Source organism: Gilliamella sp. B3172, from assembly GCF_026536465.1.
GTDB lineage: Bacteria > Pseudomonadota > Gammaproteobacteria > Enterobacterales > Orbaceae > Gilliamella.
The window spans coordinates 590,590-615,235 of sequence record NZ_JAFNOA010000001.1; the positions used below are offsets into that span (position 1 = coordinate 590,590).

Here is a 24,646-nt window from a genome sequence, read left to right on the forward strand (position 1 = left end):
AGGGGAACAAATCGATCATATTTGTTCCCTTTTTGGCTTTGAGTTCTATTGTTCTGCTTGCTCTGTGACCGCTTGGCTAAAAATAGTTGTAAAGCTTTGATCGGAACGGTTACAGATAAACTGTTCATTGACATAATCAAAATGATAGCCTTGACGAGCTGTTGCCAGCCAAACTTGAAAGAGTGGCTCTTGCGTATTAATGATCATTTTACTGCCATTTGGAAAACTGATCGTCATCACATTGCCGTTAGTTTCATAATCAATATCGACATCATGTTTATCAGCATAATCATCTAAAAAGAGTTCAATTTCATTAAACAATTGTTCAGTAATAGCGTGGAATTGCTGGATATTCATACAAATACTGTTTTATCAAGATAATCAATGTATTGATATTAACATAAATGCCTACGCTCTGCCACCGCCCTGGCGGTCAGCGTAAATTAAGTGAAGGTATTAATGCTAGATTGGTAATGAACATGAAATAAGCAGTATCTTATGTTCATGGCTGTCATGTTTTGGCGAAATCCAACGATTAAGGAGATTAACACTTTCAATCAATTCGCCTTGACCATATTCAGCTTGGTACATCTCAGCTTTGCCTTTCGCTAACTCCATTTTATCGCAGTTAAGAAAATATTCGATTTTAATGGAACTATAATATTTTTTGCCTGTTTCATGGTTTTCTTGCACTAACGCCGGCGAGTAGTTGATATACTCGTCAATCATCCGTATTTTTGGATTATAACTGTGTAATTTGATCGACATTCGATCAAGATACGATTGCCCGACTGATTCACCTTGATTCAATTTTGTTAATGGAATGAAACGATGGATTATTGTTGTCAAATTGCCTTTATCCATTTCTTCTGTTAACGCTTTGCCGTGATTCTCTACTTCGATTTTATCTTGGAGATTTTCACTGGTGTTTTCATCATCTGACATAACATGAGCTATTGCTGAAAAAGAAATCAGCATGAATAATAGACTTAGTGTTTTCATTAAATATTGTCTCCGTCTTTAGGGATATTATTTTTGGGAGTCGAATTAGTTTGTGTTTCCGGGGCTTTTTGGCGTTCCTTTTGAATTCTTAATGCTTCAGATTTTTCACGACGTTCGCCTTCCAGTTTTATATCAATCGGTCTCATATCCGGGCGGCTTGCATAAAGGATACTTTTTTTCACATCACCTTGAATAGAGCACATTATTCGATTTTGATTATCGGTAAATGGTTCCAAATAAAGCGATTTTTCAACAGTTCCTTGTTTAGGAATGACGCCGTCAATAGAATATGGGTTGTCCTGCCATACTTTTGTATTAGAATTGTAAATTTTTGAATTGGCGATATACACATCGGTATTATAGCCATTCCATTTTATTTCACTTAATGCTTTTTTTATCTCATCTTCGCTATTATCAAAGATAAAGCCCCAATAATAAAACTGGCCTGATAACGCTGTTGGGATATAAATATTTTGATAGCCGGTAATGGTTAAACCACGATAGCTTAAAGCTTTCTTAAACGTTGCTGTATATTTATCTGGTTCAACAACAGATTTAACCGGAATAAAGGTGACATTTTCTTCAGTAGTTAAATCAATATATTCATTGAAAAGCGATTTATTATCCGCTAATTGTTCAAAAAACTGGTTATCACATGCAAGAAATGTATCAATGATCTTATCTGTGTGACTGTGTTGCTCATCTGCTTGAGCACTCACCGCATATGAAGCGAGCGTTGCACATATAAGTAAAGAATATTTTTTCAGACACATGGTTTAAAACCCTTAATTGATAATAAATTATATATATTGTAAGTATATTGTAAAGTAGTGTAAATGTTATTGTCAATTGCTTAAGTAAAAATTTTCAATAAAAATTAGTAACGTACCTGTTTCAATAACAACTTCAACTACGTCTGAAATGGCTTTATTGCGTACACTCACCAACCCACCAAAAGTTAAATTTTGATTAACTAATGGATAGGCAACACCGGTCACACTCACGCCGGTCGCTTGGCAAAATGGCAGTAAGGAAATAATCCGATCTTTTACTTTATGAATTGTTTGTCCGGATTTGGCAAAAAAGAAGTGACAACTATTGTCATAAAAAGTGATATTAAACTGCTGATGATATTGCAGCGCCACCGATAAATTACCTAAAAAATGGTCACTGCTGCGCCCGGCTGCGCCGTATACCGTAAAGGTTGTTATGCCTTTATCGGCAAGAAATAAGATCGCTTTTTCAAAATCAGTCTTATTTTGATCGGGAGTATGAATAATTTGGGTTGTGCAAGGCACGGAGCTCTTAGCATCAAAACTATCTAAATCACCAATAATAAAATCGGGGATGATTGCTGTTTGCGACAGATAATTATGGTAAGCGCCGTCAGTGCAAGCAATATATTGATAGTTTTGAAGATCTATAGGGTAATGCTCTGGCGGCTCACCATTAACAAAAAGTAATGCCTGCTGTTTTTTCATCACACCCTCCTTGAACGCCTTATAGGGCTAATGTATATGCCATGATTATGGCATCTTCTTGCTTACCATCAGTGGTTGGATAATAATTTTGGCGGATAGTTATTTGGTTAAAGCCCAGTGAATGATATAAATTAATGGCAGCGGTATTTGATTGCCTGACTTCCAACCAAAGGGTTGAAATTGGCATTGGGGTCGTTATTGCCATTAACTGATCAATTAAGTGGCTAAGTAGTGCTTTAGCAAATCCTTGATTTCTGTAATCAGGATCAACAGCAATATTAAATAAATTCGCTTCATCGGCCACCTGTTGGCAAATACAAAAACCAACAATTTTATTATCGATAGTGATTTTAAAATTTAAATAGCGCTCTCCTTGATTCGAAAAAAACGTCTGTTGTGACCATGCAATAGCATGACAACGCTTTTCTAAAGCAAACGCCTCGTCTAAATCAGCTTCAGTTAGGGTGGAAATAGTCTTCATATTGACATAATTGATGCCATAGTTGGCGTTTTTGTTGTGGTGCATTAGCAAGTGTCTCTAAACTGGTAGTTGTGATAATTAACTGATTTTGCCAGCGCTCATCCGGTTGTGTATCAATAAACCAAACCACTTGTTTGATTTCATCAGGCGATACGATTAACTGCGCAGGAGTGAGCACCAATACTTGGTCTTGGTCAAGATTAATGGCTCTTAAAATGTCAAAATAGATTTTCTGCATCGGTTTTTGTTCGGCAACCACAATTAAACGGATTTGTTCGCTAATCTGTGTTGCCATTTCGCCTTTAAAAACAGTTGGTTTACGCAAAACGTACTGCGTAATTTGGCATTGTTGCAGATACCAATCTTGTTCAGTCATTATCAATTACGGTTTTTTTGTTAGAGATTAAGAGGGCTTAATTGTATAATCATCTACTAAAATTATAAAGGTTTTTTCATTGAGGTAATATGGCAACATCTGCTTACACTCCCGCCAGTCAGGTTATTGAACGACATCAAACATTTTTTAACGATAAAAATGTGATCATCGCTGGCGATATTCAAGATAGCTACCCAACTGTTTTATCCGCTAAACAGGTCAAAATTCATTGCACGCAGTTTCATACTTATTTGCGTTTAAAAAATAGTCATCGTGCACAGGTCAGCTTCTCATTACTGCCCGAAGCTGAGTTTTATGTTGGCATGGATACACTTATCTATTATTGGCCAAAAACCAAAAGTGAAGCCCAGTTTCAGCTCTCTTATTTATTGCATAATATGCCTAAAGGCAGTGATATTTTTATCGTCGGTGAGAACAGAACAGGTGTAAAAAGTGTTGAAGCACTGTTGGCCGATTTTGGCACAATCCAAAAAATTGATAGCGCAAGGCGCTGTGGCTTGTACCATTTTCAAGCTGAAAGCCGGTTAGCATTCGAGCTTAGCCAATGGTGGTTAACTTATCATTTAACCATTGATAATCATGATATTGAAGTAAAAAGTTTGCCGGGCGTGTTTAGCCAAAAAGGGTTAGATGCCGGGAGTGAATTACTGTTAAATGCACTGCTTGACCGGCAAGATATTGTCAAAGGTCAAGTATTGGATGTTGGGTGCGGATCGGGGATCTTATCAACCGTCATCGGCAAACTCAATCCGGACGTTGATTTAACGTTATCTGATGTCAGTAGTGCAGCGCTTGCTTCAAGCAATGCGACGTTAGCTGCAAATCAGCTTAAAGGAACAGTGGTGGCCAGTGATGTCTTTTCCAATTTAACGGATAAGTATCATCTGATTATTTCTAATCCGCCTTTCCATGACGGCAAGGAGACCAGCTATACCGCTGTTAATACCTTGATCAAAGAAGCTAAAAAACATCTTAAACTTAATGGCTATCTATGTATTGTGGCAAACTCATTTTTACCGTATCAAGCCATTTTAAATGAAACGTTTAAAAGTGTTGAATTGATTGCACAAACAACTAAATTTAAAGTCTATTTAGCCAGTCATTAATAAGGTATGTTGCTTTGATTGAAAGTCAATTTAATCAAAGCAACAATTGGTCAATTTTCTCGATTGATATTAGCACTAAAGGCAATTGGAGAAAGTAGGGAAAAGATTTAGCAACAAATCTAAAACCGAAATCTTCAGTAGATAACAATTTGGGCTGTCATGCTTTACCTACTACTGTGTTGCAATGATAAGGCTATCTAAAATTACTCTGTCTAACGTTAAATCACCCTTGAAAACTGTTGCTGACGAGCCATACGGCGCATATAGGTATCAAAGCACATACAGATATTGCGAATCAATAAATGACCTTTTGGCTGCACTTTAATAACATGTTGACGAATGGTGACTAAGCCGTCGCTTTCAAGCGGTTTCAACAAAGCGAGATCTTGAGCAAAATAGTCATCAAATACAATCTGATATTGTTGCTCAATCGTGGTTTTATCTAAGTAAAAATGGCAAATGAGTTGCTTAATAACATCACGGCGGATCTTATCATCGAGGCTTAAATTAAACCCTTTCCATAAACCATTACCTTTTGTAGCAATCTGATTTTGATAAATCTTGAGATCTTTTTGATTTTGCGCATAACTGTCGCCAAGCATACTAATCGCCGATACCCCAAGTCCTAATAAGTCAGCTTCTCCTTGTGTGGTATAGCCTTGAAAATTACGGTGGAGTTTATTTTGTTGTTGGGCAATGGCGAGTTCGTCGCTCGGTTTAGCAAAGTGATCCATACCAATGAATTGGTAACCTGATTGCGTTAATTTTTCAATACTGGTTTGTAAGATTTGCAGTTTTTCGCTTGCATTCGGCAGATCATGGTCTTTAATTTTACGTTGAGCAGCAAAGCGTGAAGGTAAATGAGCATAGTTAAATACGCTTAGTCTGTCCGGTGAGATATCAATCACTTTATTTAACGTTTCGGTAAAACTTGCAACCGTCTGTTTGGGTAAACCATAAATCAAATCTAAACTGATTGAAGCAAAATGGTTTTTACGTGCTTGTTTTATCAATTGACGAATTAAGTTTTCGTCCTGTTCACGATTGATTAAATTTTGGATTTCATGATTAAAATCTTGAATTCCCATACTTAATCGGTTGAAGCCTAAATTAGCTAAATGGTCGATTGTATCGGGCGTTATTTCACGTGGATCGATTTCAATCGATAGCTCGGCATCATCAGCAAAATGAAAATGCTGCTTAAGCGATGCCATAAGTCGTGCTATTTCCTCATCGGTTAAAAAGGTAGGGGTGCCGCCTCCCCAGTGCATTTGTGATAGGGTGCGGTTTTTAAATAGCGGGGCACGACTTTCGATCTCTACATCAAGCGCATCTAAATATTGGGTAACTTTGTGTGTTTGCCGGGTGATGAGCTTGTTGCATCCGCAAAAATAACAAAGTTTATGGCAAAACGGAATATGGATATAGAGCGATAATGGGCGATCATGATAGCGTGTCGCTGCGGTGATAAAATCTTGCTCATTGAAACTCTCATTAAACTCGAGCGCCGTTGGATAAGAGGTGTAACGTGGGCCGGAATAATTGTATTTTTCAATTAATGCTTGATCCCATAACTGAGTTTGCGTGGGATTATTTTGATTTAAACCTGAATTTGACATTGCTTTTTTTATAACCTTTTTCAGTGGCTTTATATTTTGTCTTCGATCTGGTTTTCATTTTGATTCGATTGGTCTTATGTAAAAATAATAACACGCAAATAAATAACCCAAAATATAAACTTAACATAATTAACATTGGCATTATGATTGGCTCACCGGAATAAATTTATTCATAATCAAAATACCTATTTAAGGTGTAATTAACAGGTAGAATATAATTAACCGTCATTATATTCTACCCAATAATATTGATTATATTACAACTTAATTGAAAAATGGTTAAGATGAATTAATTGCGCTTTAACAAACTGACTATATCTTCTTTCTTGTCTAGCTCGTCTTCAAATTCGTCAAAATCTTCGTCGGTATAACCAAGCTCTTGCATCAATTGATCGATACGATTTAATTGCTTATCCAGATAATTTTGCTGTTCGGCAGTTAGCTTATGATCTTGTTCAACCAGATCGAGTAGCTGATCAAGTTTTGGATCGTTTTCCAACTGTTCTAGCTCTTGCTGTGGTGTTAAGGTTTGCTTAGCAGGCTTAGATTGTTTAACAGCCGGAGTGTGGGTTGCTTGTGGTTCAACCACTAATGATATCGGTTTTTTACTGCCTATTCGAGGGTCTTGACTAACTGAGTTTGCCTTTTTTTGGCGATTGTCACTATCGCCATTAAAGCGTGAGCCGCTCGGTAACCCTTTGTGTTTGCGTTTACGCTTCAATTCACGAGATGCTTCATTAATCTCTTGACGCGTTTTTTTGGGTTTTTGTTTCGATTTATTTTTTAACATACAATCTCTGTCTAATTTTGACTAAATATTTACCTGCTATATTTTAACAGTAACTGATAAATATAGCTATGATGAACACGCTAAGTGAAATTCTGATTGTAAAAAATGACAATTGTGTATAATCTGAGCCCAATAATTTGTTAGTGTGAAGCAGTGAGAATATAACATGAACAATCATTTGAGCCCTTATATGCAATTTAGCCGTCAAGAGTGGGCAAGCTTGCGTAATGCGGTACCAATGACTTTAAGCTCAACCGAGCTAAGCTCCTTACAAGGGATTAATGAAGATCTATCTATGGATGAAGTAAGTGAAATCTATTTACCTTTATCCAGATTGCTCAATTATTATATTAACAACTGTTTTAGTCGACAGGCAGTATTGGCCAAATTTTTAGGTAAAAGCCAAAAAATACCTTATGTCATTAGCATTGCCGGTAGTGTAGCTGTAGGGAAAAGTACCACAGCGCGCGTATTACAAGCGCTGTTAACACGTTGGCCTGAACATCGAAAAGTGGCATTAGTGACTACTGATGGATTTTTATATCCCAATAAATATCTCGAAGAGCGAGGTATTATGAATAAAAAAGGCTTTCCGCAATCGTATGATATTAAAAAGCTGATCAACTTTGTGGCCGATGTAAAATCCGGTCAAGCGAAAGTTAAAGCGCCGGTTTATTCACATTTAGTTTACGATATTGTTGAAAACGAAGAGATTATTGTTGATAGCCCAGATATTCTCATTTTAGAAGGTTTAAACGTGTTACAAGGCACCATTAACTATCCGCAAGCGAATAATCGGGTATTTGTTTCTGATTATGTGGATTTTTCGATTTATGTCGATGCGGAGTTGTCGCTTTTACATGATTGGTATGTCAATCGTTTTTTAAAATTCAGAGCAGGGGCATTTAGTGATCCTAACTCTTATTTTAATCACTATTCTCAGCTCCCGGAACAAGAAGCGATTAATATCGCCAACCGCCTTTGGCACGAGATTAATGAATTAAATTTAATTGAAAATATTTTACCGACTCGTGAAAGAGCCAGTTTAATTTTAACAAAAGGTAAAAATCACCAAGTGGATTGTGTGCAGTTAAGAAAATAAACTTAAGAGGAAACATTATGAAATCAATAATTAAGTCGTCTGTAAGTAAGTTTACACTGCTTTCATTTTTAACAACACTTACCCTAGGTGTTTGTGCAGCAAACGTTGATGATCATCAAGGGCAGACTTGTGCCGGCAAAAAAGAGGCGATTGAAGCGCAAATTGCTGAGGCACAAAAAACCGCTAATCTTGAGCGTGTTCAAGGATTAGAAAAAGCATTATTAAATGTCAAAATGCATTGTAATGATGATAGTTTTGAGGCCGAATATAAAAAAGATATTAATGAAAAAACTGAAAAAGTTGCCGAACGACAAAAAGATTTAGCTGAAGCAAAACTCAAAGGCGATGAGCAAAAAATTGCCCAAAAAACCTCGAAATTAAATGATGCTGAAAAAGAGTTAGCGCAAGCTAAAGACAAATTAGACAATTTTCAAAAAGAACTGAAATCGAAATAAACGCTATTTTTGCAAGCTTTAATCTCTATTATCCGACAAATTAGTCATCCTAAGCAGAATAACAGTGTGAGTTATTTTGCTTAAGATGACAACTCATTAACTTAACACGCATGGATATTGAATAAGCAAAATGACGGCGTTTTCTATGTAGATCCAGTGTCATTTAAATACAGTGTAATTTGCCTTCACACCGTTATGGTTAGTTATTCACAAGCAGGCTGGACTTTTAGAACAAAAAAAGGTAAGGTGTGCGCCTTATCACGTGGTTCGTAAACCTCCCACGTAAAAAAACTAAGGAAAATTATGAGTAACGTTACACTACTAGGCGATCAGTCTGTTCGCTATCCAACTACCTATTGTCCGGAAATTCTCGAAACGTTTGACAATAAACATCCCGGTAATGACTATTTTGTTAAATTTAATTGCCCGGAATTTACTAGCCTTTGTCCTATCACAGGTCAACCTGATTTTGCGACGATTTATATTTCGTATGTGCCGAATATTAAAATGGTCGAAAGTAAATCACTTAAGCTCTATTTATTCAGCTTCCGTAATCATGGTGATTATCATGAAGATTGTATTAATATCATCATGAAAGATTTGATTAAATTAATGGATCCAAAATACATTGAAGTCTGGGGTAAATTTACACCTCGTGGCGGTATTTCTATCGATCCATATGCAAATTACGGTAAACCCGGCACTAACTGGGAACAAATTGCGCTTAATCGTTTAGCTAATCACGATCTTTATCCAGAAAAAGTCGATAATCGTTAATCTCATCATCCTAACAGGAAATTTTTAATGCAACATCGTAAAGCACTTGTGATATTTTCTGGTGGGCAAGATTCGACCACTTGCCTACTGCAAGCAATTGCTGATTATGGGCGTGAAAACGTTGAAACAATCAGCTTTCAATATGGTCAACGACATGCCATTGAGCTTGAAAAAGCCAAATGGATTGCTGACGATCTTGGTGTAAAGCAAACCGTCATTGACACTTCAGTGATTAAACAAACGACTAATAATGCCTTGATTGATGACTCGCAAGAGATTAAATCAGCTCAAGAAGGGAATTATCCTAATACCTTTGTTGACGGGCGTAATATGCTATTTTTATTGTTAGCCGGGTGTTATGCCAAACAGCAAGGTATTAAAGATATCATTATTGGCGTATGTGAAACCGATTTCAGTGGTTATCCGGATTGTCGAGATATCTTTATTAAATCCATGAATGTTTCGATGAATTTAGCCTTGGATTACACGTTTAACATCATCACCCCATTAATGTATCTGACTAAAGCGCAAACATGGGAAATGGCTGATAAACTCGGTTATCTTGATTATATCCGGCAACACACTCACACTTGTTATTATGGGGTTGACGGCGGATGTGGTCAGTGTCCTAGTTGCGAGTTACGTGAAAAAGGGTTAAATGAGTATCTAACCAATAGCACTAGATAGCATTATTTAAAGGGGAAATGCATGTCTGACAATCATCAACGATTAGTCTCATTGGATGTATTGCGAGGAATGACCATTGCAGGAATGATTTTAGTGAATAATCCCGGGTCGCCAAATGCTATTTATCCTTTACTTAGGCATGCTAAATGGAACGGGCTGACTTTTGCCGATCTCATCTTTCCATTATTTATGTTTATTATGGGAGTGTCGACTTATATTTCCTTAAATAAATTAGAATTTAAGCTTAATAAGATTCTGCTAATTAAAATTTTGAAAAGAACGCTGATCATTTTTGCTATTGGATTATTCATTGCTTGGTTTTCGGGTTTTCTTGCTTTGTATAAGCATTTTAATTGGCTGCCGTTTCATGAGCGGATGGTTGAATCTTTGTCTTGCATAGATCAAATCCGAATTATGGGCATTTTACAACGTTTAGCGATCTGTTATTTGTTTTCTTCTCTTATTATTTTATGTTTTGATAGAAAATATTTGCCTGTTCTGATCGTTCAAATATTACTCTTTTATTTTTTCATTTTATATTTGGGCGACGGGTTTGAGCAAAAAAATAACAACATTATTGCTAAAGTCGATAGAATGATTTTGGGTCAAGAGCGTATGTATCTGGATAATGGTATGTATTTTGAACCGGAAGGGGTATTAAGTACTTTTCCGGCCATTGCTCAAGTCCTTATCGGCTTTTGTATAGCCAAACAAATATTTGCAACTAATGTCAATGTCGACAAAATAAAAATCTTGATTAAATACGGAATAATTTTTTCAATAATAGGGTTTATTTTAAGTTTTATCTGCCCAATTAATAAAAAAATCTGGTCACCGTCATTTGTATTGGTGACTTGTGCTATAGGTTGTGTCTTATTTGCCTTATTAATTTGGTTGATTGATATCAAAAAATACAAAAACGCCGTTCATTGTTTTATCCCCTTTGGCATGAATTCGTTATTCATTTTTGTTATCGCCGGTATTATTTCGATTATAACGCGTAGAATGACGCTGGTTTTTCATTCTGATTCACTCAGTTTGCGACAATTTCTGTATTCAAAAGTTTTAGCGCAATATTTTGGAAACTATCCCAGTTCTTTTATCTATGCCTTATTCATTGTCGTGATTTGTTGGTTGATTGCTTTTATTTTATATAAAAAGCATTTTTTTATAACAATTTAAAAATATTAGATATCGATGTAATTAAATTCGGCTTATCCGACATTTTTAACCTTAATTACATCATTTTTACGTTAAAGATTATGGGTTCTCTCACCCCATTTAAAAAAGGAAACGAATATGTATTTGAATATTCACTCTGAAACACTTCAGAACAAATTTAATTCAGCTCAGCAGCGCAAGGCGCTTTGCTGGCTCTCTTTTTTTCATATTTTAGTTATTGCATCAAGCAATTATCTGGTACAAATCCCATTTGATATCTTCGGTTTTCATACCACTTGGGGAGCATTTACCTTTCCATTTATCTTTTTAACCACCGATTTAACCATTCGGGTATTTGGTGCTAGTCTTGCCAGAAAAATTATCTTTGTTGTTATGATACCGGCATTACTGTTCTCTTATTCCATTTCGGTTGTGTTTTTTGAAGGGCATTGGATGGGATTTTCAGCTTTATCTGATTTTAATACTTTTGTTTTTCGAATAGCATTAGCCAGTTTTGCCGCTTATTTGGTTGGGCAGCTTATGGATATTACTGTGTTTAATTATTTACGTAAAAATAAAGCATGGTGGGTTGCGCCTTCGGCATCAGCGGTGTTAGGTAATGGTATAGATACTATCGTCTTTTTTGCCATTGCCTTTTATCAAAGTAGCGACGAATTTATGGCCAATCATTGGATCGAGATTGCTGCAATTGACTATAGTTTTAAGATTTTGATTTGTGGATTATTCTTCTTGCCGCTTTATGGTGTAATTTTAAATTTGATCTTAAAAAGATTAATTTCGAAGCCTAAAGTGAGTCAATTTTAATTCTTTGCTTTAATTAAGTTAACTTACTTGAATTTAAACCGCAAAAATCATTAAAAAATCCTAAAAAACTCATCTTATGTTTTGCCCATTTAGATGAGTTTTCCCTCAAAGATTCGAATTCTAAATAATCTTTATCTCAAAAGGGTTATTCATTAATTCTCTTTTTTTCAAAATTTTTTAGAAAGCGCTTTGTCTATTGGTCAGTACAGTGCATAATATATACAAAAAGTAGTATATATAATTCAAAGAAAATTAAAATAATTAAGGAACGGTGAAATAATGAAATTTATCAAGAAGTTAGCTGTTTTTAGTGTATTTCTGGCTCTTTCCGGTTGCGATGATAGCAATCAGAATCAAAATGTTGGAAGTGAGCCAATCGATAACAATTCCCAAATGCAGTCGGCTAGTAGTTCTATTGCACCCACTGAACAACAATCCACCAACAAACCGAATTTTTCGCCTACATCTGAATTAATTCAAAAGTATAACGGCAAACAATTGAAAGTTATTGATGCTTCTGAAGCAATTATTGATGGTTCAAGCACATTGGTCGTTACTTTCTCTGTTCCTATTAATCCACAACTCAATTTTTCTAATTTACTAAGACTAGTGGATACTGAAAAAGGGACTGTTGATGGTGCATGGGAACTATCAAACGATGGATTGCAATTAAGACTTCGATACTTAGAACCAAATCGTAGATTACTATTAACAATTGATAAATTGCTATCAGGCATCAATGACAGTCATTTACAAAGTGTTTATCAAACTTATTTGACGACAAGTTCTCGCGAGCCTATCATCAAATTTACTAGTTCAGGTATTTTACTACCAAGTAAATCAATGAGTGGAATCCCTGTAACAACGTTGAATGTCAATAAAGTTGATATTAATTTTTTTAAAGTGAAGCCAGAAAAATTCGTCTCTTTTTTTTCGAACATGCGTGGTCTATCAACTTCTGTTGATGCTTATGATTTTAATTATATGAAACAATATTTCGATTTAGTTTATTCCTCTCGCTTTGAGCTAAATCCTAAACCAAATGTTCAGGAAAATATGTTAATTAATATTTCTAATATACCTGAGCTTAAAGAAGAAGGTGTCTATTTAGCGATAATGACTAAGACTGGCGATCTCGTCAGAGCCGCTCCATCCTCTGTTTTTTCAATTAGTAATATTGGTATTTCAGTTCATAAGTATTCAAATAAAAATCTACTGGTAATGACCCATGCACTAGATGATGGAGCACCATTAGGCAATATTAAAATAACATTACATAGTATTGATGATAGTAAGGGCCCTATCACTGTAAGAACTGATGCAGAAGGTTATGCAGAAATTTCAATGCCAGATAGCAGTTATTATTATTTGACGGCAAGCGATGATCAGCAAATTTCATTTGTTGACGTCAGATTTAATGGTTTAAATCTGACGGATTTTAATCTTTCCGGTGATCGATATAGGGATAAACAACTTTTTGTTTTTGGTCCTCGTGATTTATATCGTCCTGGTGAAACAATCTTTTACAATGCGCTATTGCGTAATGCCGACGGTCAGATATTACCTGATCAACCAATTGTTGTTGAAATAAAAACACCAGAAGGACGATCTATTGGGAATGGTTCTATACCAAGTCAATCTGATAACCATGGATTATATCAATTCAAATATACTATCCCTCTTGATGCAGCAACCGGTAAATGGTCGCTTCAATTTAATGTGGGTGATGATAAAGAAAATATTACCTATTTTAATGTAGAAGAATTTTTGCCGGAACGAATGGCTTTGGACATTAATTCGTCGTCATCTAAACCTATATTAGCTAATGAAGATGTTAAATTTGATATTAAAGGTCGTTATCTATATGGGGCTCCAACTTCGGGCAATACGATTGAAGTAAGAGCATACATGAAAAAAATTGATAAGCTTGCCGGTTTAAATGATTTCATAATAGGTCAGTATATTGAAGATAGAGATTTTGATGAACTTTTCGATGAAGAAAAAAAATTAGATTCAAATGGTGAGACAGTAATAAAGACTTCATCAGAAGACTTTAAAGAACCAACATTAATTGGTGTGTCAGTTAGTTTACTCGATCCTGGCGGTCGACCTGTTACTCGTAACGCAACTCAACAGGTTTGGCCAACAGAAAACATGCCAGCTATCCGTCCAATGTTTTCTAAAAGCGAATATTATAATTATAGATCAGATAGTTATAATGAACGCTACACAATAGATAAGGATAAGACCGCTGAATTTGATATAGCGTACATCAATACCGACGGTGAAAAATTGGCGACCAATAATCTTACCACACGCATTATCAGAGAACGCCGTAATTATTATTGGTCTTGGGAGAATTATGGTGGATGGAGACAAGAATATAAAACCAATCAGTTTATCGTTCAAGAAGAACAATTATCGATTGCCTCTGATAATGTTGCAAGAGTAAGTTTTCAACCTAATGAATATGGTTCATATTTAATTGAGGTTGTTGATAACAAAACAGGTGCGAAATCAAGCTTGCGTTTTTGGTCAGGCTATGATTGGCAAGATAATACTGATGGTACAAATGCTTTACGCCCAGATCAAGTGAAATTAAGTATTGATAAAAAAGGGTATAAACCAGGCGATATAGCTAAAGTTCATGTTCAAGCACCAGTTGCAGGTTCGGGCTATATTTCACTCGAAACTAATGATGGAACGATTTGGAAGAAAGATATCACGATTGATGAACAAGGGCTTGAGGTTGAAATACCAGTTGAAAATTGGGAACGTCATGATGTTTACATTAATGCGATGATCGTACGCCCGACAACTGATAGTAAAGTTCAGACAGTAAAACGTGCAATTGGTTTACTTTATTTACCTATCGATACTAGCGAACGCCAATTAACTTTTACTATGGATTTACCAGCAAAAACAGAGCCTGAACAAACTATTCCGGTTAAAATTAAATTGGATAAACAATTTATTAAGGAAGATAGCAATATAACTGTTCTGGTATCAGCAGTGGATTCTGGTGTATTAAATATTACTAATTTTGCCACACCTGATCCTTATGCCTACTTCTTAGGTCGTAAACGTTTTGATGTTGATTACTATGATGTTTATGGCAGATTAATTGAAGGCTCGGGTCGAAATGTAAATCTCAGCTTTGGTGGTGATGCCGTATTTGAAAACAGTAAGAAGAAACCACTAAATGATGTTAAAATTATTGCTCAACAACTCGATACCGTTCAACTTGATGAGAATGGCGAAGGCATAATTGACTTACCATTACCAAAATTTAATGGTGAACTACGCATTATGGCGCAAGCATGGGATGATGACCGTTTTGGTAAAGCTGAACAAACTATGACCATTGCAGCACCGATTGTTGTCGAGTTAACTAAACCGCGATTCATGGCAGGTGGCGATAAAGCATTATTAGCTTTGAAGTTACATAATATGACTGATGAAAAGCAAACTTTGCAAGTAAACATTTCAAGTGATGGGTTAATATTCCCGGATTTATCTCAAACAACTGAAGTGACACTTGATAGTCTACAAAAAGATATCATATACATTCCGGTTACCGCCGATTATGGTTTAGGGCATTTTTCTGTAAATACCAATATTAAACAAATAGGTGATGAAAATCATAAATATGAAACTAATGATCAATGGACAATCGGTGTCAGACCTGGTTATTCTCCTACTAACATAAATTATGTATTTGCACTTGATAGTGGCGAGAAGTGGAAAATGGATACTAATGTCTTAAATGATTTGATTAGTAATTCAGTTGATGCAAAATTGGTTGTCTCAACTACACCACCACTTAATATTGCACAATACATTAAAGAGTTACATGCATACCCTTATGGCTGTTTAGAGCAAACAGTCAGCGGATTATATCCTTCTTTATTTGCTAATAACTCCGCTCTTGCAGCGATGGGAATTGCTACAGAATCAAATGAAACTCGCCGTTCGAAAATTCAAAGAGGCATTTCACGCATATTAGGTATGCAACGAGATAATGGCGGTTTTGGATTGTGGAGTAGTGAAAGTGAAGAAGAGTTTTGGCTAACTGTGTATGCAACAGACTTCTTGTTGGAAGCGAAAGAACGAGGCTATGACGTTCCTTGGTATCCACTTGACAAAGCAGTTTCTCAACTTAAAAAATATGTTTATGACAACTCATCAATAGATGATAGAGATAATTATTATCGTAGTCGTAAAGTCATTCATTATAATCAACTTGCTATTAAAGCTTATGCCTTAATGGTATTAGCTAAACAAAATCAACTTGACTCATCGGTGCGTAACGAAATCAATTCTTTGTATCAACAAGTCAAAAGAAACGACGAGAATTTCGTAATATCACCTTTACCTGTCTTGCAGTTAGCTGTTGCGGCTAAAAAAGCGGGTTTTGAAACAATCTATGAAGATATGCTTCAAACAGCAATGAAGACTTCTTATCAAGATACAGATGAATGGGTTGGAGATTATGGCAGTGAAATACGTGATAATGCATTAGTATTGGCATTATTAGTTAGTAACCAAATAAGTTCTAATAATATCTCTGATTATCTTGTTACTTTATCCGATTTACTCATGGATAATCGTTATTTATCAACGCAAGAATTGGGGGCTTTATTTATTGCAGGTCTGTCAGTTGAGGAAAATAGTGGTAAAGATAGTTTTACGTTTAAAATTAATTCGGAAACCGAAAATGCGGGTTCAACTTTAAACAAATCTTATGACTATGATGATCTCATTGACGGATTAACCCTAACCAATACAGAAAATGATAAACTGCTTTATGTTAAATTGACGGTATCTGGTTATAATAAAATTCCACCTGTACCAACAGAAACAGGTAATGAGATTAAAATTGAACGTAGTTATTATGATTTGAAAGGCAATAAAATTGATCCTTCTGAATTAAAAATAAATAGTTTAATGGCGGTTGTGTTAGAAGTATCAAGCAAAAAAGATATTCCTGATGCAATGATTATCGATTACTTACCTGCTGGTTTAGAACTTGAAAATCAAAACTTAACTAATAGCAGTATTAATCTATCATCACTACCTCAACTTGCTAACTTACTCGATGGTGAAGATAGCAGTAATGTGAAATATCAAGAGTTCCGCGATGATAGATATGTGGCGGCAGTTGATGTTGATGGCTACACAAGTAATGGCCAATATACTTATCACAAGCGTGTCGCATATCTTGTAAGAGCAGTGACACCGGGTAATTTTGTGGTACCAAATCCATATGTTGAGTCTATGTATCGCCCATCGATATTTGCTATTGGCCAATCACCGGAAATTATTACAATTACATCCGATCAAACGGAACAACCGGAAGTTGAATAATCAGTCAGTATCACTGAATTGAAGTGATTGAACGATACAAACAATTAAATACCCGCCAATAATAATTGGCGGTATTTTTATAATTAAAATAATTTTATTAATTAAATGTGACAGCTAAAAATGAAAAAGCGTCTTAAGAAAATTTTTCAGTTTTTTGTACTTTTTATCCTTTTTTTAATCGCTGTTTTTTTTATTGCAGATTTCCTTTTTCCAATTTCTGTAACAGCTAAGAAAAATACTCAAACGGTTGTTGCGCAAGATAATACACCCTTATGGCGCTTTGCTGATGAAAATGGCATTTGGCGTTATCCGGTCACTCTTGAAGAAGTACCCGATTACTACCTTGATGTGCTATTGAACTATGAAGATCGCCACTTTTACAACCATTTTGGTGTCAATCCGATATCCTTATTTCGTGCTGGTTGGCAAAATATCAGCAATAATCGAATCGTATCTGGCGGTAGCACGATTTCAATGCAAGTAGCCAGATTGTTATATCCTCATGATCGCACGCTAACGGGCAAACTTAAGCAGATTTTTCGAACGCTACAGTTAGAGTTACATTATAGTAAAAAAGAGATTCTTAACTTATACATAAACCATGCCCCTTATGGCGGAACTATCGAAGGTATCGGTGCGGCCAGTTGGTCTTATTTTGGCAAACCACCAAGTAAGTTAAGTCGTAGTGAAGCTGTTTTACTTGCGGTGTTACCTCAAGCTCCTAGTCGATTGCGTCCTGACAGGTATCCTGAGCGTGCTCAGCAAGCTCGAGATAAAGTTTTAGATCGTATGGAAGAATTTCAAGTATGGCCTAAAGAGATTATCGAGCAAACTAGACAAGATGAAGTTTGGGTTAAACCTCGTGAAGCGCCAAAAAATGCCCCGTTATTGGCTTATCGACTTTCACGACAGTATCCAAATGATGAAATTATCCATTCAACTATCGATTTGTCATTGCAAAGAAATTTAGAGGATATGGTCATTAACCGCAAAAAACAGTTACCGCCTAATGCGTCAATGGCTATTTTGGTTGTAGACCATACCGATATGAACGTTAAAGCTTACATCGGCTCTGTTGATTTTAATGATCAAAATAGGTATGGACAGGTCGATATGATCAGTGCTTTACGTTCACCCGGTTCAACCTTGAAACCTTTTATGTACGCCTTTGCTATCGATGAAGGTATGATCCATTCTGAATCGCTATTGCAAGATGTTCCGCGTATGAGTACAGATTATCGGCCGACCAATTTTGATGACGGTTTTTATGGACCAGTTAGCGCTTCTGAAGCACTTAAAAAATCGTTAAATCTGCCAGCAGTGCAATTAATAGAACTCTATGGACCTAAACGGTTTACCGGTAAACTAGCTTCTGTTGGCTTGAATTTATCCTCAATCGAAAATATTCCTAATCTTTCCTATATTTTGGGGGGTGCTTCATTGAGAATGGATGAACTTGTGAGTGCTTATAGTGCTTTTGCTCGAAAAGGTAATGCCAGCTCACTGCGTTTTATCCAAAATGAGCCATTAACGAGCCGTCCGCTTATCTCAGAAGGTAGTGCATGGATGATCCAGAAAATGCTGGGAAATGTCAAACAAATGGTATATAAGACCGGTACAAGTTATGGCTATCGTGATGCTTGGGCTGTGGGAATTAATCCACGCTATATCGTGGGTGTATGGATAGGGCGCCCCGACGGAACGCCAGTTTTAGGACAATATGGCTCTGTATCAGCCTTACCGATTTTATTGCAGGTAAATTCATTATTGCTTAATAAAGAAAGGCGACTTAATCGCCCACTTCCGGTGTTTAAACAACCCGATTCAGTGACGGTAGAGTCAATTTGTTGGCCAATCGGGCAACCATTGCCTGCTGATGACGAAAATTGTCACCGACAAAAAAGAGCTTTTGTACTTAATCATATGGTGCCACCAACACTTGCCACATTAAATCAACTGAAAAATAGTGCTTATCGTTCTGGCTGGGTAGATATTTGGGTCAATGAAGAAAATAAACGTGTTGCCTCTGACTGTGAAGGCGCTAAAAAGAAAACATTAGCCTTATGGCCTGTTTCACTGGATAACTGGTTATTATCGAAAGAACGTAGAGAAAACCTATTGCCACCGGTTGATCCCAATTGCCCTGTTATGGGACAAGATATATTTTCTCCTCTGAGCGTTGACGGACTGGAAGAAAAACAATTGATAAGAGCGCTACCGGGCGAAACTCAAGTGACTATTGATTTAATTTCCGATGGGGGGTATGGTAAAAAAACGTGGTTTTTAGATGGCAACTTTATTGTCCAATCTGAAGGTAATGAAAAGATTGCATTACCGATAACTAAACGAGGAAATCATAAATTGCTGGTAATAGATGAAAGCGGACAAATTGTTCGAATCAAATTTACCTTTGATTAACAGGATTGGTGAAACATGACAATAGAAAAAACACTATCAATCATAAAGCCTAATGCGGTGAAAAAAAACCTAATTGGTGAAATCGAAATGAGAATTTCACAAGCTAAATTCAAAATTGTAGCCTTAAAAATGCTTCGATTAACTAAAGAGCAAGCGGAAGGTTTTTACGGCGAACATCAAGGAAAACCTTTTTTTGATAATCTGATTAGATTTATGACATCCGGCCCAATTATTGTGCAGGTACTGGAAAGTGAAGACGCTGTTAAGCGTTATCGTGATCTAATGGGACCAACAGATTTATCTAAAGCTAATGCCGGCACTCTACGTGCCGATTTTGCTGATAGTGTAACTGAAAATGCTGTCCATGGATCTGACTCATTGGCAAGCGCTCAAAGAGAAATTGCTTATTTTTTTGTAGATAGTGAGATTGTTGCTTAATCAAGTTTTACTGCTAATTACAAATCTCTTTGACCGGTAGCATGGCGCTTATCATGATTGTATTTAGCATCATTGAAATTAAAGTAAAATCTTATTAACTTGCAATATGCAACTTAAACGGCTGTGATTGTAAAAGATGTTTTGTTTCTGCATCTAAGTGACTATCTGTAATAATATCGCTAAAGCGATTGAGGGCAATAGCAGTAAATAACGAGTGACAATTATATTTACTACTATCGGCGACCAATATTACTCGATCGGCTTTAGCGGCAAAGCTAGATTTAATTAAAGCCTTATCTTCAGTTGGTGCAGTAACGCCTTTATTAAGGCTCCATGAGTTACAACTAATAAATGCGATATCAGGATTGATTTGCTCTAATAGCGAACGCCCATGTTCACCAATACAAGATTGGCTGCTGTCATCAATTTTACCGCCAATAATCGTCACTTCAATCTGCTTAAACTCTGACAAAAAAAGAGCAATATGCAGATCAGAAGTGATAACTCTAACGGGTATTTGGGTAATTCTTTTGGCTATTTCACGAGTTGTGGTGCCGGCATCTAAAGCGATCGAATCTCCAGCTTTAATAAGCTGGGCTGCGGTCTTTGCGATTCGCTGTTTTTCGATAAAACTTTTATGTAGCTTTTCAGAAGTTGTTGGTTGCGCAGGAATAAATCTATTTAAGGTCACCCCACCATGGGTACGGCTTATTACGCCTTGTTGATCTAATTTAATTAGATCACGACGAATTGTGGCAGGTGAAGCTTCTGTTGCCACAACTAATTGTTCGACTGTCACCAGATTATGAATTTTAAGATACTCCATGATTTGATCAAGTCGATTATATTTTGCCACCGTTTAATCCTCATTATTAATCGATCAGTCGTTAAGATAATAGCCCTGCTAAGCGAATCGATTCTATCATACTATCTGCTTTAGCAACACCTTGCCAAGCAATATCATAAGCTGTGCCATGATCAGCGGATGTTCGAATAAAGGGTAAGCCGGCTGCAATATTCACCCCGTCATAAAAACCGAGCAGTTTGAGTGGAATATGTCCTTGATCATGATACATTGCCACAACTATATCAAACTTCCCTTGATGAGCTTGTAAAAAAACAGTGTCAGGTGCACAAGGCCCCACAACGTTTATGCCAATTTGTTGCATTTTCTCGACAGCTGGCGTCACAAATTTGATCTCTTCATCACCAAATAGGCCATGTTCTCCTGCATGTGGATTAACACCGGCAACCGCTATTTTAGGCTGATCAATACCAATTTTTTGCAAAAAATCGTTGGCAATGCCTATCACTTTTTCAATTCGTTGGCTGCTCAAAGTCGTTAAAAATTTCTGCAATGATACATGTGTTGTAACATGAATAACTTTAAGTGCTTCGGTGTATAACACCATGGCAACATCTTTACTATCGGTTAATTGAGCTAATAATTCAGTATGTCCGGGATACATATGACCGGCTGCGTGCAATGCTTCTTTGTTTAAAGGTGCGGTGGCAATGGCCGATACCTCACCATTTAAGGCCAGCTCAGTTGCTTTTTTAATACATCGGTATGCCAGATCACCAGCTTGCGGCTGAATTATTCCCGGTTTAAGAGCTTGAATGTCAGCTAACGCAATGTCAATCACATTAATCACGTTGGCACTAAATTTGGCATCAGTTACTTGCTCTATGGGGTTGATGATAACATTATTGAATAGTCCCATTTTTAACTGTTTTTTTAGCAAATCGACCGATCCAATAACAATTGATTGGGTGTTTTTTAAAACGTCGGATTGTAACGCCTTGATGATGATCTCCGGACCAATTCCGGCTGGATCGCCCATGGTGATAGCAATAATTTTTGACACAATTTTCCTCCTTTAAATAAATGCTAATGATTTCAATAAAATATTTTTAGCGCCAAAGCCGCCTGCTTTGGTAAATACTCGGTAGGGCAGTGGGGGTTGGCTAATCAATCTGCCATAGGGAACGCCATGGCAGACTTCTCCCTCTATAGTGAAACCTTTAGCACCTAAAGATTTCGCTACAGATATTGCCACATCGCCACCGGTTAAAAATAGATTATCAAACTTTAATTGGTTAACTAACTGGCCTAAAGCCGTAGCGATCTTTTCACCAAGCTCCATCCGCGATAGATTGTAGTGCTGGCAATGCAGATCAATTGCAAACCGATCACGATAACTGGCGCAAGTTCTGACAATACAGTGATGACCTGAGTCTAAGCTTGCTTGAATCTGGGTCTGGTAAGGTGTTAATTGGTGAGAAATAGAGTGGTTGAGTAAATCAATTATGTTGATAGTAAAAAGTCTCCAATTACTGCCACCATTCTCCATTGCGTAACTTATCTGCTGTTGAGTCATTTCGCTCATTGAACCGGCAATAACTAAAAGTGGTGCGTTGCTGGTTTTAGTTTTTGGCTGTTTGTTTTCTTTTTTTGCTTTGAGCATAAAATCCAGCAAACCAGCCGATCCAACTAATAATAGCTTATCAAGCAGTGGCTTTATCTGCCCTAGAATCAACTGTAAATCGTTGTCTGTTTCACTATCTACTATCAGAATTTTATAACCTGCAGAGATTAAATTTTCAATCGTCTGTTTTAGCTGATTATTTCTCAATGTTTCTAAATTAATTTGTGCAGATAAAAGGCGTGTTTGCTGGTCAATGTTATTTTTTACGTTTGAAGATAGCACTGGTGTTTTTGGATCGGTTGCAAATTCGGTGTTTTGTAACTCAACGCCGTTAACATAACATAGCCCATTTTTGACGATACGATTCATCTTCGGAAAAGCAGGTATAACTAGTGCTGCTTGGTATTCACTATGGTCTAATAATGTTTCAATTTCAGTACCAATATTGCCACGTAAAGTAGAGTCTATTTTTTTATAAATTGGTTTAAAGTGGGAAAAGTTTTCTAACACTTTTTTTATTCTTGCTTTGGTTTCAATCACTGAGGTTGAACGAGTTTCTGAATTGACCACAATGACCGCGTTGTTATCGTCTTGGCCGAGGTTTAGTGTGAAAGAATTTGCTAAGTCAGCATTTTGCCAATCAAAAACGACATTTACCGTTACTCCCTTATTGACCAGTTGCACACCGGCATCATTGGATCCGGTGAAATCATCAGCAATAATTAATCTAACCATTGATTATTTCCAATCATAAAATCTGTCATTTCTGCAATTATACCGATTTCCAATTAAAAAACACTAACATTTTGATTGAATGTAATCATTTTAATTGTATTGTGATCATGATCCCAATTTTAAATATTAAGTTTGATCAAAATTAGCACATAAAATAATATTAAATGATTAAATTAAATCAATGTGATTTAAATGTTTCATTTTATTTTGTGTTTTGGGAGCGAATTATGCACATAAATAGTACAATTTTAAGTGGGCAGGGGGTTTTAAACGATCTTCATTGGTTATTTAAAGCACATCATCATGTTGTCTTTATTACCGATAAAAATGTCATTAATTTACCCCAAGTATCCTCTTTGCTTGCAACAATTAAGACAATCGTACCGGTTGTAACCTGCATTGATGATATCCCGCCAGAGCCCAGCCAACATGATGTTGCCAACGTTTTAGCAAAATTATCGCTTCCTGTTGCGGATTTTGTAATAGGTGTGGGTGGTGGCAGTGTTCTTGATGTGGCTAAATTGGTGTCAGTTTTAACTGTAGCAAATAACAATTTGACCTTGAAGCAGCTATTAGACGGGGTGCAACCGCTAAGGCGTTGTGCATCATTGTTGATTCCAACTACTGCCGGTACCGGATCTGAAGCGACGCCTAACGCTATTTTAGCCATACCTGAAAAAGCCACCAAACAAGGTATTATTTCATCGGTAATGCTACCCGATTATGTCTGTTTAGCCCCCGAACTAACTAGCTCAATGCCCAAAATGGTTGCCGCTTCAACTGGTGTTGATGCATTGTGCCATTTAATTGAGTGTTTAACCTCTAACTTGTCCAATGCCGTCAGTGATAATTATGCGATGCTAGGTTTGTCAAAATTGTTTGCCGCTATCGAAAAGTCGGTTGTGAATAAAGATAATTTTGGCGCAAGGCTCAACATGCTTTGGGCATCTTATTATGGTGGTGCAGCTATTGCTCATGCCGGTACCCATTTAGTTCATGCAATGTCCTACCCACTAGGTGGCAAATATCATATTGCCCATGGCGTGGCAAATGCCATATTACTTGTGCCTTGCATGGCTTTTGTGCGTGATGCGGTTGTCGATAAATTTGCCTTAGCTTACGATTTATTACCCGATGCGCAGTTGGCACTGACTACAGAAGAAAAATCCTATGCTTTAGTTGACTATTTCAGCCAATTAATTGTTCGGCTTGGATTGCCGACTAAATTACAGCAATTAAACATTTCAAGCCATGACCTCCCTTACCTCGTTGATAACGCACTTAATGTAAAACGGTTAATGAACAATGTCCCCAAACCCATTACCGAGCAAGACGTATTGGCTATCTATCAATCGCTTTTATAAAAACTTTTAAGC

At 36.6% G+C, this 24,646-nt stretch carries 22 protein-coding genes and 1 riboswitch; of the genes, 11 read left to right on the forward strand and 11 right to left on the reverse strand.

What is annotated here, in order from left to right:
• Positions 1–45: 45 nt before the first annotated feature.
• The 6 genes from cyaY to J3U37_RS02615 form a co-directional block, all read right to left on the reverse strand.
• Positions 46–357 (reverse strand): iron donor protein CyaY, encoded by a 312-nt coding sequence (cyaY, locus tag J3U37_RS02590; RefSeq protein ID WP_220217698.1) that lies wholly within the window; start codon positions 355–357, stop codon positions 46–48.
• Positions 358–462: 105 nt separating this feature from the next.
• Positions 463–1,002, reverse strand: coding sequence for a surface-adhesin E family protein (locus J3U37_RS02595; RefSeq protein WP_267373162.1), 540 nt, complete (start codon positions 1,000–1,002; stop codon positions 463–465).
• Positions 1,002–1,775, reverse strand: coding sequence for a hypothetical protein (locus tag J3U37_RS02600; RefSeq protein WP_267373164.1), 774 nt, complete (start codon positions 1,773–1,775; stop codon positions 1,002–1,004). The genes J3U37_RS02595 and J3U37_RS02600 overlap by 1 nt, the downstream gene beginning before the upstream one ends.
• Before the next feature lie 72 nt (positions 1,776–1,847).
• A complete protein-coding gene (locus J3U37_RS02605) occupies positions 1,848–2,483 on the reverse strand; it encodes a thiamine diphosphokinase (RefSeq protein ID WP_267373166.1) in 636 nt (211 codons plus the stop codon).
• Positions 2,484–2,502: 19 nt separating this feature from the next.
• Complete coding sequence (rimI, locus tag J3U37_RS02610; protein ID WP_267373168.1) at positions 2,503–2,964, reverse strand: ribosomal protein S18-alanine N-acetyltransferase; 462 nt, start codon at positions 2,962–2,964, stop codon at positions 2,503–2,505.
• Complete coding sequence (locus J3U37_RS02615) at positions 2,939–3,340, reverse strand: DNA polymerase III subunit psi (RefSeq protein WP_267373170.1); 402 nt, start codon at positions 3,338–3,340, stop codon at positions 2,939–2,941. The genes rimI and J3U37_RS02615 overlap by 26 nt, the downstream gene beginning before the upstream one ends.
• 89 nt (positions 3,341–3,429) lie before the next feature.
• Here J3U37_RS02615 and rsmC point away from each other — a divergent pair, with 89 nt between their 5' ends.
• Positions 3,430–4,467: a 16S rRNA (guanine(1207)-N(2))-methyltransferase RsmC gene (gene rsmC, locus J3U37_RS02620; protein WP_267373172.1), complete on the forward strand. Its 1,038-nt coding sequence runs from the start codon at positions 3,430–3,432 to the stop codon at positions 4,465–4,467.
• A 218-nt stretch (positions 4,468–4,685) separates the two neighbouring features.
• Here rsmC and hemN read toward each other — a convergent pair whose 3' ends face one another.
• Complete coding sequence (gene hemN / locus J3U37_RS02625; protein WP_267373174.1) at positions 4,686–6,086, reverse strand: oxygen-independent coproporphyrinogen III oxidase; 1,401 nt, start codon at positions 6,084–6,086, stop codon at positions 4,686–4,688.
• Positions 6,087–6,375: 289 nt separating this feature from the next.
• Entirely contained in the window at positions 6,376–6,876 is a 501-nt protein-coding gene (gene yihI / locus J3U37_RS02630; RefSeq protein ID WP_267373176.1) for a Der GTPase-activating protein YihI, read from the reverse strand.
• 166 nt (positions 6,877–7,042) lie between these two features.
• On the opposite strand from yihI, the gene coaA reads away from it, so the two are divergent.
• The 9 genes from coaA (at position 7,043) to ndk (ending at position 20,106) form a co-directional block, all read left to right on the forward strand.
• Complete coding sequence (coaA, locus tag J3U37_RS02635; protein ID WP_220217689.1) at positions 7,043–7,978, forward strand: type I pantothenate kinase; 936 nt, start codon at positions 7,043–7,045, stop codon at positions 7,976–7,978.
• A 17-nt stretch (positions 7,979–7,995) separates the two neighbouring features.
• Positions 7,996–8,433 (forward strand): DUF1090 domain-containing protein, encoded by a 438-nt coding sequence (locus tag J3U37_RS02640; protein ID WP_267373178.1) that lies wholly within the window; start codon positions 7,996–7,998, stop codon positions 8,431–8,433.
• Between the two features lie 256 nt (positions 8,434–8,689).
• Positions 8,690–8,734: riboswitch (PreQ1 riboswitch) on the forward strand.
• A 2-nt stretch (positions 8,735–8,736) separates the two neighbouring features.
• On the forward strand, positions 8,737–9,210 hold the full coding sequence (queF, locus tag J3U37_RS02645) for a preQ(1) synthase (RefSeq protein WP_220217687.1): 474 nt from the start codon (positions 8,737–8,739) through the stop codon (positions 9,208–9,210).
• A 27-nt stretch (positions 9,211–9,237) separates the two neighbouring features.
• On the forward strand, positions 9,238–9,897 hold the full coding sequence (gene queC, locus J3U37_RS02650; protein ID WP_267373180.1) for a 7-cyano-7-deazaguanine synthase QueC: 660 nt from the start codon (positions 9,238–9,240) through the stop codon (positions 9,895–9,897).
• Between the two features lie 21 nt (positions 9,898–9,918).
• Positions 9,919–11,079, forward strand: a complete 1,161-nt coding sequence (locus tag J3U37_RS02655; protein WP_267373182.1) for an acyltransferase family protein — start codon at positions 9,919–9,921, stop codon at positions 11,077–11,079.
• A gap of 117 nt (positions 11,080–11,196) precedes the next feature.
• The gene (locus J3U37_RS02660) at positions 11,197–11,883 is read left to right on the forward strand and encodes a 7-cyano-7-deazaguanine/7-aminomethyl-7-deazaguanine transporter (protein WP_220217684.1); all 687 of its coding nucleotides are present in this window, start codon (positions 11,197–11,199) and stop codon (positions 11,881–11,883) included.
• Between the two features lie 279 nt (positions 11,884–12,162).
• Positions 12,163–17,250, forward strand: a complete 5,088-nt coding sequence (locus tag J3U37_RS02665; protein ID WP_267373184.1) for an alpha-2-macroglobulin family protein — start codon at positions 12,163–12,165, stop codon at positions 17,248–17,250.
• 120 nt (positions 17,251–17,370) lie between these two features.
• Positions 17,371–19,668 carry a penicillin-binding protein 1C gene (pbpC, locus tag J3U37_RS02670; protein WP_220217682.1) on the forward strand — a complete coding sequence of 766 codons (2,298 nt, stop codon included), beginning with the start codon at positions 17,371–17,373 and terminating at the stop codon, positions 19,666–19,668.
• Positions 19,669–19,683: 15 nt separating this feature from the next.
• Positions 19,684–20,106: a nucleoside-diphosphate kinase gene (gene ndk / locus J3U37_RS02675; RefSeq protein WP_220217681.1), complete on the forward strand. Its 423-nt coding sequence runs from the start codon at positions 19,684–19,686 to the stop codon at positions 20,104–20,106.
• A gap of 94 nt (positions 20,107–20,200) precedes the next feature.
• Here the strand turns inward: ndk and J3U37_RS02680 are convergent, their stop codons facing one another.
• The 3 genes from J3U37_RS02680 to J3U37_RS02690 are packed head-to-tail and all read right to left on the reverse strand — an operon-like array spanning position 20,201 to position 23,270.
• The gene (locus J3U37_RS02680; RefSeq protein WP_220217680.1) at positions 20,201–20,962 is read right to left on the reverse strand and encodes a DeoR/GlpR family DNA-binding transcription regulator; all 762 of its coding nucleotides are present in this window, start codon (positions 20,960–20,962) and stop codon (positions 20,201–20,203) included.
• A 31-nt stretch (positions 20,963–20,993) separates the two neighbouring features.
• Entirely contained in the window at positions 20,994–21,974 is a 981-nt protein-coding gene (pdxA, locus tag J3U37_RS02685; protein WP_267373187.1) for a 4-hydroxythreonine-4-phosphate dehydrogenase PdxA, read from the reverse strand.
• A 12-nt stretch (positions 21,975–21,986) separates the two neighbouring features.
• A complete protein-coding gene (locus J3U37_RS02690) occupies positions 21,987–23,270 on the reverse strand; it encodes a four-carbon acid sugar kinase family protein (RefSeq protein ID WP_267373189.1) in 1,284 nt (427 codons plus the stop codon).
• 227 nt (positions 23,271–23,497) lie between these two features.
• On the opposite strand from J3U37_RS02690, the gene J3U37_RS02695 reads away from it, so the two are divergent.
• Complete coding sequence (locus tag J3U37_RS02695; protein ID WP_220217677.1) at positions 23,498–24,634, forward strand: iron-containing alcohol dehydrogenase; 1,137 nt, start codon at positions 23,498–23,500, stop codon at positions 24,632–24,634.
• Positions 24,635–24,646 lie beyond the last annotated feature (12 nt).

What these genes read in the sequence shown, in the direction of transcription:
- cyaY (WP_220217698.1), bottom strand. Translation starts at nt 357, where the DNA reads ATGAATATCCAGCAATTCCACGCTATTACTGAACAATTGTTTAATGAA.
- J3U37_RS02615 (WP_267373170.1), bottom strand. Translation starts at nt 3,340, where the DNA reads ATGACTGAACAAGATTGGTATCTGCAACAATGCCAAATTACGCAGTAC.
- J3U37_RS02605 (WP_267373166.1), bottom strand. Translation starts at nt 2,483, where the DNA reads ATGAAAAAACAGCAGGCATTACTTTTTGTTAATGGTGAGCCGCCAGAG.
- J3U37_RS02655 (WP_267373182.1), top strand. Translation starts at nt 9,919, where the DNA reads ATGTCTGACAATCATCAACGATTAGTCTCATTGGATGTATTGCGAGGA.
- queC (WP_267373180.1), top strand. Translation starts at nt 9,238, where the DNA reads ATGCAACATCGTAAAGCACTTGTGATATTTTCTGGTGGGCAAGATTCG.
- ndk (WP_220217681.1), top strand. Translation starts at nt 19,684, where the DNA reads ATGACAATAGAAAAAACACTATCAATCATAAAGCCTAATGCGGTGAAA.
- J3U37_RS02600 (WP_267373164.1), bottom strand. Translation starts at nt 1,775, where the DNA reads ATGTGTCTGAAAAAATATTCTTTACTTATATGTGCAACGCTCGCTTCA.
- rimI (WP_267373168.1), bottom strand. Translation starts at nt 2,964, where the DNA reads ATGAAGACTATTTCCACCCTAACTGAAGCTGATTTAGACGAGGCGTTT.
- yihI (WP_267373176.1), bottom strand. Translation starts at nt 6,876, where the DNA reads ATGTTAAAAAATAAATCGAAACAAAAACCCAAAAAAACGCGTCAAGAG.
- J3U37_RS02695 (WP_220217677.1), top strand. Translation starts at nt 23,498, where the DNA reads ATGCACATAAATAGTACAATTTTAAGTGGGCAGGGGGTTTTAAACGAT.
- J3U37_RS02660 (WP_220217684.1), top strand. Translation starts at nt 11,197, where the DNA reads ATGTATTTGAATATTCACTCTGAAACACTTCAGAACAAATTTAATTCA.
- J3U37_RS02665 (WP_267373184.1), top strand. Translation starts at nt 12,163, where the DNA reads ATGAAATTTATCAAGAAGTTAGCTGTTTTTAGTGTATTTCTGGCTCTT.
- rsmC (WP_267373172.1), top strand. Translation starts at nt 3,430, where the DNA reads ATGGCAACATCTGCTTACACTCCCGCCAGTCAGGTTATTGAACGACAT.
- J3U37_RS02640 (WP_267373178.1), top strand. Translation starts at nt 7,996, where the DNA reads ATGAAATCAATAATTAAGTCGTCTGTAAGTAAGTTTACACTGCTTTCA.
- pbpC (WP_220217682.1), top strand. Translation starts at nt 17,371, where the DNA reads ATGAAAAAGCGTCTTAAGAAAATTTTTCAGTTTTTTGTACTTTTTATC.
- queF (WP_220217687.1), top strand. Translation starts at nt 8,737, where the DNA reads ATGAGTAACGTTACACTACTAGGCGATCAGTCTGTTCGCTATCCAACT.
- hemN (WP_267373174.1), bottom strand. Translation starts at nt 6,086, where the DNA reads ATGTCAAATTCAGGTTTAAATCAAAATAATCCCACGCAAACTCAGTTA.
- J3U37_RS02690 (WP_267373189.1), bottom strand. Translation starts at nt 23,270, where the DNA reads ATGGTTAGATTAATTATTGCTGATGATTTCACCGGATCCAATGATGCC.
- J3U37_RS02595 (WP_267373162.1), bottom strand. Translation starts at nt 1,002, where the DNA reads ATGAAAACACTAAGTCTATTATTCATGCTGATTTCTTTTTCAGCAATA.
- coaA (WP_220217689.1), top strand. Translation starts at nt 7,043, where the DNA reads ATGAACAATCATTTGAGCCCTTATATGCAATTTAGCCGTCAAGAGTGG.